The 9,461-nt window shown below is 50.0% G+C and carries 10 protein-coding genes; 5 read left to right on the forward strand and 5 right to left on the reverse strand.

Annotation, left to right across the window (positions count from 1 at the left end; translation table 11 throughout):
- Together lacNas_RS04515 and lacNas_RS04520 are read left to right on the forward strand one after the other, a co-directional pair.
- On the forward strand, window positions 1-386 hold a 386-nt coding region (locus lacNas_RS04515), incomplete at its 5' end, for a YdcF family protein (protein ID WP_201346634.1).
- A gap of 205 nt (window positions 387-591) precedes the next feature.
- Window positions 592-1,686, forward strand: a complete 1,095-nt coding sequence (locus lacNas_RS04520) for a BMP family lipoprotein (RefSeq protein WP_201330474.1) — start codon at window positions 592-594, stop codon at window positions 1,684-1,686.
- 50 nt (window positions 1,687-1,736) lie between these two features.
- On the opposite strand, the gene lacNas_RS04525 is transcribed toward lacNas_RS04520, so the two are convergent.
- From lacNas_RS04525 to lacNas_RS04545, 5 genes are all read right to left on the reverse strand, one after another.
- Window positions 1,737-2,951 (reverse strand): MFS transporter, encoded by a 1,215-nt coding sequence (locus lacNas_RS04525; protein ID WP_244661420.1) that lies wholly within the window; start codon window positions 2,949-2,951, stop codon window positions 1,737-1,739.
- Between the two features lie 127 nt (window positions 2,952-3,078).
- Window positions 3,079-3,510, reverse strand: a complete 432-nt coding sequence (locus lacNas_RS04530) for a hypothetical protein (protein WP_201331309.1) — start codon at window positions 3,508-3,510, stop codon at window positions 3,079-3,081.
- Window positions 3,511-3,623: 113 nt separating this feature from the next.
- Window positions 3,624-4,376, reverse strand: coding sequence for a LytR/AlgR family response regulator transcription factor (locus lacNas_RS04535; RefSeq protein ID WP_201331310.1), 753 nt, complete (start codon window positions 4,374-4,376; stop codon window positions 3,624-3,626).
- 13 nt (window positions 4,377-4,389) lie between these two features.
- Window positions 4,390-5,625, reverse strand: coding sequence for a GHKL domain-containing protein (locus tag lacNas_RS04540; protein ID WP_201331311.1), 1,236 nt, complete (start codon window positions 5,623-5,625; stop codon window positions 4,390-4,392).
- Between the two features lie 47 nt (window positions 5,626-5,672).
- Window positions 5,673-6,083 carry a hypothetical protein gene (locus lacNas_RS04545; RefSeq protein ID WP_016396105.1) on the reverse strand — a complete coding sequence of 137 codons (411 nt, stop codon included), beginning with the start codon at window positions 6,081-6,083 and terminating at the stop codon, window positions 5,673-5,675.
- A gap of 58 nt (window positions 6,084-6,141) precedes the next feature.
- Between lacNas_RS04545 and lacNas_RS04550 the strand changes: the two genes are divergently transcribed.
- From lacNas_RS04550 to lacNas_RS04560, 3 genes are all read left to right on the forward strand, one after another.
- A complete protein-coding gene (locus lacNas_RS04550; protein WP_201331778.1) occupies window positions 6,142-7,182 on the forward strand; it encodes a serine/threonine protein kinase in 1,041 nt (346 codons plus the stop codon).
- A 95-nt stretch (window positions 7,183-7,277) separates the two neighbouring features.
- Window positions 7,278-7,874, forward strand: a complete 597-nt coding sequence (locus tag lacNas_RS04555; protein WP_201331777.1) for a DUF4352 domain-containing protein — start codon at window positions 7,278-7,280, stop codon at window positions 7,872-7,874.
- A 183-nt stretch (window positions 7,875-8,057) separates the two neighbouring features.
- Window positions 8,058-9,155, forward strand: coding sequence for a BMP family lipoprotein (locus lacNas_RS04560; protein WP_201331776.1), 1,098 nt, complete (start codon window positions 8,058-8,060; stop codon window positions 9,153-9,155).
- Window positions 9,156-9,461: the final 306 nt, after the last annotated feature.

The raw sequence follows: 9,461 nt of genomic DNA on the forward strand, positions 1-9,461 counted from the left end.
CCGAGGCGGCCGCCATGGCGGCTTACGCCATCAAGCGGGGCGTGCCAAGGGACCTGATCCTGCTGGAAGACCAGTCCCGGAACACCGAGCAGAACATGGAGTTCTCCCAGATCGTGGCCTACAACGACTTCGGCAACGGCGACTTCCGGGCCTGCTTCTTCACCAGCAACTACCACCTTTTCCGGTCGGCCATCTATGCCAAGCAGGCGGGGCTGGACGCCAACGGAATCGGCTCCTACACCCGGCCCTACTACCTGCCCAACGCGGTTTTGCGGGAATTTGCCGGGATGTTCGTCATGAACCGGCTCCGCCACTTCACCGTGATGGCCCTGATCGTGGCCAGCTACTTCGCTTTAGCAATTTGCAAGCTGTTAAACGTTTTTTAACTTTTTAAAAATTACCCGAAAAATTTTGGGTAATTTTTTATTTTTTCTAGTATCTTCCTCAAGCTTAGAGCCATATATCTTGCGGCCATTTTGGCAAAAAACAGAATCCCGTCAAATCAACACTTTATCTAGTGGTTGGCCTTTTGACACAGACACCAAATATTGATAAGATCGTAACCGTGTTAAATTTAAGGGGGATTTTATCGTGAAGAAAATCAAATTCAAGCAAGTTTTAGCAACTGGTACCGTCCTGGCAGCGGGGATCGCCTTGACGGCCTGCTCAGGGGCCAAGCAAAACGGCGGCGGCTCCAACAAGAAGAGCTCAGCCAGCGTGGCCTTGATCACTGACATTGCCGGGGTTGACGACCACTCCTTCAACCAGTCCGGCTGGGAAGGGATGGTGGCTTACGGCAAGTCCCAGGGCTTAAAGCGGGGCACCAACGGCTACCAATACTTCGAATCAAGCTCAGCTTCTGACTTTACGCCGAACATCAACCAAGCGGTTGCGGCCGGCTACAAGACCATTTTCGGCGTCGGCTACTCACTTAAGGGGGCAATTGCTTCAGCAGCCAAGAAGCACAGCGACAAGAACTTCGTCATCATCGACGACGTCATCAAGGGGCAAAAGAACGTGGCTTCCGCCAACTTCAAGTCCCAGGATGCTTCCTACATGGCCGGGGTAGTTGCGGCCCGGACCACCAAGACCAACGTGGTCGGCTTCATCGGCGGGGTTCACGGGGACATCGTCGACCTGTTTGATGCTGGTTTTGCCAAGGGCGTGCAGGACACGGCCAAGAAGATGGGCAAGAAGATCACGGTTTTGAACCAGTACGTCGGCTCATTCACGGCTGCTGACAAGGAAAAGTCCATCGCCAAGGCCATGTTCGCCAAGAAGGCCGACGTGATCTTCCACGCTTCCGGTTCTGCCGGCCAGGGCTTGTTCAGTGAAGCCAAGTCCATCAACGAAGAACTGCCGGCCAGCTCCAGCAAGAAGGTCTGGGTCATCGGGGTCGACTCTGACCAGTCCAGCCTGGGCAAGTACAAGTCCAAGGACGGCAAGACTTCCAACCTTTGCCTGACCAGCGTCATGACCGGGGTCAACGTGGCGGTCAAGGACATCGCCACCAAGGCAGCCAAGGGCAAGTTCCCAGGCGGCAAGCAGCTGGTTTACGGCTTGAAGCACAACGGGGTCTACCTGACCCGGGGCTACGTGTCAGCTTCCGTTTGGAAGCAGGCACAAACTGCCCGCAGCCAGATTCTGGCCGGCAAGATTTCCGTACCAAGCCACCCAAGCAAGTAAGCAAAGAAAACAAAAATCTCTGAGCCGGAGCTCAGAGATTTTTTTGCGTATCAGGCGTTTTTTTCGCGGGCGGACTGGAGCAAGACCAGGCAGAAGATGACGAGGAGGATGATGGCTCCAGCTGAGAAGTAGAGGGCCACGCTGCTCTTTACCCGGCCTTCAAAGAAGCCCAAGACCAGGGCCATGATCAAGGTCAAGAAGATGCCCACGAAGCGGAGCAGGGCCGTGCTCCGTCCCTGGTAGGCGGCGGGAGTTTTCATGATCCGACTGGTTTCCAGGTAGGTGTAGACGGGGATGCCGGTACCAAAAATACTGCCAAGCAGGAGGCCGAAAACAAAGGGAGACAGCTGGCTGCCTGCCCCGCCGCTCAGATAGGTCGCCCCGGCAGAAAGAACGATCATGGTAAGGACAGAGAGCTTTTTGAGGCCAGCAGGCAGGTTGACCACGGCCCGGTTGAGGCCAGCACCGACTGCCACGGCCAAGATGATGCCCAGGCCAATCACCAGGATTGACTTGAACTGGGGATCATAGCGGCCGATTTTTAGAATCACCAGGCTCATGACCAGCTGGTTCCGGCAGGTAAAAAGGACTTCGGCGGCAAAGATCAAGGCAATGCTGTTTTTAAAGACGATGCTGACTGATTCCCGGATGTCGCGGGCCAGGATGGAAAAGCTGAAGGAAGGTTGAGCGGAAGCCACAACTTGGTCAGCCGGCACCCGCAGCCAGATTAAGAGGGCCAGCAGGTAAAGGGCGGCGCAGAGGTAGAGGTAGTTGGGCAAAGCCACGAAGCTGAGGGTCACGAAAACCAGCAGATAACCGACAATTGAGGCGATAGAGTTCAGCGAGCTGATCCCCTGCTGCACCAAAGGAATGGCCTCCCGGTTCTCCTTGCGGACGATATAGACGGTTCTGGCGGCGTTGTCGAACTCGCTGATAACGGAAATGACAATGTCGACGACAATCAAGACGCCGATGAAGGCCGCCTTGTCCAGGTTAAAAATCAGCGGCGGAAGCAGGCAGGCTATTCCTGAGAGTAAGGTGGTGAAAAAAAGGATCCGCCAGGCACCATGCTGGTCAACGAAGCTGCCGATAGCCAGGGCAAAGGCCACGCTTACGGCAACGCTGATGTTGTTGACCAGGCTGTTGACCGCGGGGCTGGAGACGTACTCCTGGACTATGAAGGACAGGGCCACGCTATAGATGCTGGCCGCCAGCATGATCATTCCTTGCGAGGAATTAAAGGGCAGGGTTGGTATTTTTTTCATTGTTCACTCACCTTGTTTTCACTTTTCATTCGTTACTGAAAGTATACTCCTTTTTCATGCTAATGGTATCTTTTTAAAAAAGCGGACACAAAAAGTGCTGGGCGGAGGCTCAGCACTTTTACATCTATTAATTTTTCCCGGCTTTAACAGCCCAAGAGACCAGGAGCAGGCCAGCGAGAAACATTGCTTCTGGCAGCAGCATGCTGGACAAGTCAAAAGCAGCATCCCGCAAAAAGTAGAAGGCCAGCAAGGCACTGATGATCAAGACGGCCGCGAAATCGCGCCAATCTTCGCTACTGAAAGCTTGCCGGTCCTTTTTAACAAAAATCATGACCAAGCCGGCAAGGCCCAGCAGCAAATAGAGAGCCGCGATCACAAAAAGTACCAGCGCCGTTTCAAACTCCTTTCTGACCAGCACCCCTTCAACTAGGAGCAGACTCCCGCTTGTCAGAAAAATCACTGCCAATTTCCGCCAGCTAAAAGTCACCGGCAACTGCTTAAAGCCGCTCAGCAGCATCCCGCAGCCGATCAACAAATTTACCCAAAACAAGCTATTCATTTCTTTACCTCCTTTACATCCGAACTATCCTTTCGGCCTAATCAGAATTATAGTTTCAGCGCAAAAAAGAGAGGCAAGAAATTCAAATCCAGTCATTTAACCGTCATAAGCGGTCAATTCTGCTTCAACTCCCGCAGCCGGCGGCCACAGCTCCGCGCATATTTCAGCTTCTCCCCGTCAAATAAAGTGATTGTCCTGGAGCGCAGGTCTATCTCAGCTATATTTTTAGGATTGACCAAGCAAGATTGGGATATTTTTAGCAAAAAATCGCATTCCTGGTCAAGCTGCTTAAGGTTGCCGACAAACTCCGCCCGCAGATTTTTCGCGACTAGCTGCAGCTTATGTGGAAATGGCGTCGTCGCGACGTAGTAGACATCATCAGTATTGATATTTCTAAGCTGCCGGCCGACTTTATAGGTAAAAGTCTGCTTTTTGACCAAATTCAGCCGCGTAAGCCTCTCCAGCGCCAGGCGCAAAGTCGCCACAACCCTTTCCTGCAGACTGTCCAAATCAGCATTTTTTACGATATAGTCCAGCGTACCGATTCTTCGCTGAAAAGTCTGCAAGGCCAGCTCCGAATGCGTGGTTACGAAAATAACCTGTCCCTGCGGATCAAGACGCAAGAGCTCTTCTGCCAAGTCCAAACCGTCCATTTCTGACTTGGCAAATTCAATATCCAAAAAGTAGATTCCCCGCTGAACCTGCCGGTCAGCCGCATAAGCCAAAACTTCTTGCGGAGATCCCATTGCTGAAACAGAAACGGTCTGTCCGTAATCCTCCGCTAAAAATTCTCCCGCCAGCTTGACCGTCTTTGCCAAAGACCGCACCTGCAGCAGGTCGTCATCACATACCAGAATTTCAGTCATCTTTTCCTCCTAATTACGCGACAGTCAGCGCGAAAATAAACTTGTCCCCTTCAATTCGATACTCAACAAACAAATTCGCGTATTTCTTCTGCAGCTCCTGCACATTGCTCAGTCCCAAACCCGCGTGTCCCCGCTTGCTGGTAAAGTTTGCCTGGCTAAAAACCGGTAAATCTTTCTTTTGCTGGTCACGCAGCTTGTTCTTTATGGTAAATTCCAGAGAATTTTCCTGATCCCGGTAAAACATGATCTCAACAACAGGAACCTGTCCACCAGCTTTGTATGACATGCTTTCCTCAATGGCATTGTCAAAAGCAATCCCAACGATTCTGATCAGATCATATACGTCAATTCCAGCCGGGACTTCGATCATCTGCCGGGCCTCGAAAACATAGCGGATTTGCCGCCGGCGGAGTTCCTGCAGCTTGGCAATCACCAAGCTCTGCAGCTGTAGGTCAGCAATCCGGTCAACGTCCTTGAACTGCCACAATTCTTCTCTTTTCAAAATGTCATCAGAGTACTTTTTCAAGCTGGCCAAGGCAGCTGAAGCCTGGTCATTCTTTAAAGAAAGCTCCAAGCTGCGCAGCATGTTTTGATAATCATGCTTAAAGCGCCGCAATTCTTCCTCGCTCTTTCTGACACTCTGCAGATAGCTGCGCAAGTTCTCTCTATCCTGGTCAGCCAGCTGCCGTTCATAGTCCCGCTGATTGGCCAATAAAACCAGCAGGGTCAAGCAGCCCTGCAAAAGCAGCAAGATCAAAAGGCTGGCCTCTGACCAACCAAACAGCCACAAGCTGAAATCCCAAGCTAAAAGACTAGACAGCAGATATATTTTCAGCAGATAATCCGGCTGCTTATGCCTTCTTTCATTTAGCCGCCGCCAGCCTTCTGCCGCTAATGCCAAAACCGCGTAGATCAGAATAAGCAGCAAAGAGCCCCTTCCAGCTTTGAGAAACGCTTGTAAAAGCAACAGATTTGCCAAAGCCACGCTCAAGCCATAAAACAGAAGTTTTTGCCAGTTTTGCCGGTGGTAAAAGTAAAAAGCCGACAGCAGCAAAACAATGTTTGCCAGATACAAGGCGACCTGCTGGTCTGCCTCTTTCGCCAGAATGAATTCAAAAGTCAGGACACCCAAGCCCGCGGCCGTCAGCAAATCTTCTATTTTCCAACTCACATGCATTAATCTAGCCAAACTTGTCAGCTCAAACAAAGCTGAAACAGCTGCTAAAGCACTCAATACCAGCTCTTCCATTTTTACCCTTTCCTCCTCCAACAACTAATATCCGCCATCCTACTGCATTATTCTTCTTCGTTCAAGCTCTGGTAGCCGTAATTTGCCAGCTGCTGGTCAGTATCAATCACCGACATACCCCTAACCAAACAGTAGATCAAGACCGCGTCCCGTTTTACGTTGGCATAAAGGGCACCATTATCGCTCAAAGACAGAAGGCGGTTGGTTTCAGCCAGAGACAATTTCAAGCTGAGGGCCAGGGACAAAACCTTATTCCTTGCTGGCAGACGCCGTCCCTTCAAAATTTGATAGCCATAGCTGCGTTCGATCATGGCCTCGTTGAAGAGCTCGCTTTTCTTGACCCCCTTATCTTCGATCAGCTTGTTCAAGTAGCCGGCAAAATTGTAATCAGCCACTTGATCTAGTACATTAGAAATATGATCTGCTTTCAAAGCAGCGAGTAATTTTTCAGTTTCCAATTTATTACCCCCATTGTTATCATTATGGCAGAAAGATTTTATATAGGAAGCGGCAGAGATGAAGCAAGGAAAAATAAGCGACTACGTTAATCCCGTCCCCATTAAAATAACGGACGACAAGGCAATTTTCAAAGTTGAGAAGCTGACTCCAACCCCTTACATCGAGCGGGTCCTTCCTTTAGAGTACGCTCCTTTATATGAACAGCTGGCTGAGCTGGACACCGCGATTCCCAAAATTGTCTGCCTAGAAAAAAGCGACCGCTTGACTGTCGTTGAAGAATACATCGCTTCTCCCCGCCTCGACCAGTACTTAGAGACCCACAAGCTCACTTCTGACCAGATCCACGACTTGATCTGCCAGCTGCTGGACGTCCTCGCGGTCCTGCACCAGCAGACGCCGCCGATCATCCACCGGGACATCAAGCCAGAGAATATTTTTTATGATGGCAAAAAGCTGATCCTGGCCGACTTCGACATCGCCCGGAACATGCAGGAAGACGCCGACCGCGACACCCGCATCTTGGGATCTCTGGGCTACGCGGCCCCGGAACAGTTCGGTTTCAGCCAGAGCGGGCCAGCCAGCGACTTCTATGCGGTCGGGGTGCTGATGAACGTCCTTTATACCGGCTGCCTGCCCAGCGTCCGCCTTTATAAGGGGCCTGAACGGGAAATCATTGAAAAAGCTACCCATATCAACAGCCAGAAACGCTACCAAAGCGCCAAGGAATTCAAGGACGCCATCACTGGCTTAGGCCGGCCAAGCTGGCGTCTGCCAGGCTTCCGCAGCCATCAGCCCGCCCGCATGCTTACAGCTGCTTGCGGCTACCTATTGATGCTGTTTAGTTCCTTTAATATGGAAGCCAAGAGCGACTCAGCGGCTGACCGTTTCCTGCTCCGCCTGTCCTTTTTCATGGTTCTTTTCTTGATTGTCCTGTTTGCCTGCAACTACCGCAATATCAAGAGCATGTGCCTTTTCCATTCATCCAAGTCCAAATTTACCCGGGCCTGCGGGATCATCATCAGCTACCTGCTCGTGGCCACGGTGTTGACCACGGCTTTAGCCGCCTTATCGGTAGCGATTTCATCTTTTAGCCGTTAGTGGGCTGCCTGCCCACCAATCCTTCTCTTTAAAAGTCTACACTTAAACTGTCGCTGGTTTATGTGAGAGTAAAAAAATTTGAAGGAATAGGAATCATGGCAAAGCAAATCAAAGATGAGAATGGGAATGTGTACGTACAAAAGAAAAAGTTCTACAAGCGCTGGTGGTTCTGGCTGCTGGTCGTGCTGGTTGTCGTTTTCTTCGGAAGCGGGGCCCTCGGCGGGTCAAGCGATAGCAGCAATAGCTCTGACTCGGCAGCCAAATCCCAGACCAGCTCTAAGAAAAAAGCTGAAGTCAATCCCTTGAACAAGGTTTACTCAGTCGGCCAGAAAGCATCTTACAAGGGATATGAAATCAAAGTCAACAGCGTCAAGTTCAGTCAAGGCAGCGAATACAACCGACCAGACAGCGGAAAGCAGTTCGTGATCATCAACATTACGATTACCAACCACACCGATGAAAGCCAAGACTACAATCCGTTCGACTTCAAGCTGAATGCGGATGGCAACAACACTGACCTTGACGCGATTGACACGGATGTTGACAACACTCTGGACGCCGGCTCCTTGGACAAGGGCGCTTCAGTTTCAGGAAATTTGGTTGGCGAAGCCAAGACTTCCGCCAAAAAGTTGCAACTGCAGTACAAAACCTCATTTTGGAACGACAATACGGTTAAATTCAAGCTCAAATAAACCGCGAAAGCGAAGCCTGCGAGAGCCAGGTTTCGCTTTTTTGTTAACCGCTATCAAAAAGCAGTTCGGAATTTCGTTTATATTGTTGCTTTTTTCTATTTTTACACTATAATAAACTAAGATAAAAATAAACATCTTTCGCGATTGTCACACAAACATTCGTGTTGTAACGGAGGAAATCACGTGTCTGTTTCTAAATTTAAAAAGTTAGCAACCATCGCTACTGCTGCTGTTTCAGTTTCAGTTCTGTTAACTGCTTGCCAAGGCAAGAAGTCATCATCTTCAACTGGTACTAAGACCACCAAGCACAGCATCGCGCTTATCACTGACAACAACGCCATTGACGACCACTCCTTCAACGAAGCTGCCTGGAATGGTTTCAAGGCCTTCGGTAAGAAGCACGGTCTGAAGCAAGGCAAGGGTGGCTACCAATACTTTGAATCTTCATCAGCCGCCGACTTTACTCCTAACGCCAACGAAGCTGCCAGCTCCGGCTTTGAAACCATCTTCGGTGTCGGCTACCAACTGACCAGCGCTATCAAGTCCGCTGCCAAGAAGAACCCTAAGAAGAACTTCGTGATCATCGACGACGTGATCAGCGGCCAAAAGAACGTTGCTTCAGTTACCTTCGAAAGCAACCAGGCATCATACCTGGCTGGTGTCGCTGCTGCTTACACTACCAAGACCAACCACGTAGGTTACATCGGTGGTGCCAAGTCAGCTACCCTGGAACTGTTCGAAGCCGGCTTTAAGCAAGGTGTTGAAGCAGGTGCCAAGGCTTTGGGCAAGAAGATCAAGGTTGACGACCAATACATCGGTAACTTTACTTCAACTGACAAGGCCAAGTCAATCGCTCAATCAATGTACGCCAGCGGCGCGGACATCATCTACCACGCAGCCGGCAACGCTGGTAACGGGGTCTTCACTGAAGCCAAGGATATCAACAAGAACCGCAAGGCTTCCAAGAAGGTTTGGGTCATCGGTGTTGACGTTGACCAATCAAACCTGGGTAGCTACACTTCCAAGGACGGCAAGAAGAGCAACTTCGTTCTGACTTCAGTTCTGAAGGGTCTGGACGTTGCTGTTGAACGTCTTGCTGAAAAGGCATACCAAGGCAAGTTCCCAGGCGGCAAGCACTTTGTCTACACTCTTGAAGGCAACGGTGTTTCTGTAACCAAGGGCAACATCGACTCCAAGACTTGGAGCAAGGTTCAAGCAGCCCGCAAGCAAATCTTGAACGGCAAGGTTAAGGTTGCTGAAAGCGTAAGCGACTTGAAGTAATCTCAAACAACAGATTTTTTAAAGGCACTCATCAATTCGATGGGTGCTTTTTTTCTTCGCCCTTGCGTTATAATTATATTAAGGAAGCGCTTTTACAAAAAGCGCATAATACTAGTGGCGAAAAACGTACTTAATGTGTTTGATTATATGTAAGAGATAGCAGGTAGGTTTTAAGTTGAATTAGCGTAAGGAAAGCCAGAACTTTGCTTTAGGTTAGAGCGCAAATTTTAGTCATACTTCAGAAACATATGTTTGGGGATCTACAGGAATACGTGCTAAAATATTCCTCGAAACAAAGATTGAGAA

It is taken from the genome of Lactobacillus nasalidis, assembly GCF_016587775.1.
In the GTDB taxonomy this organism is placed as follows: Bacteria; Bacillota; Bacilli; order Lactobacillales; family Lactobacillaceae; genus Lactobacillus; species Lactobacillus nasalidis.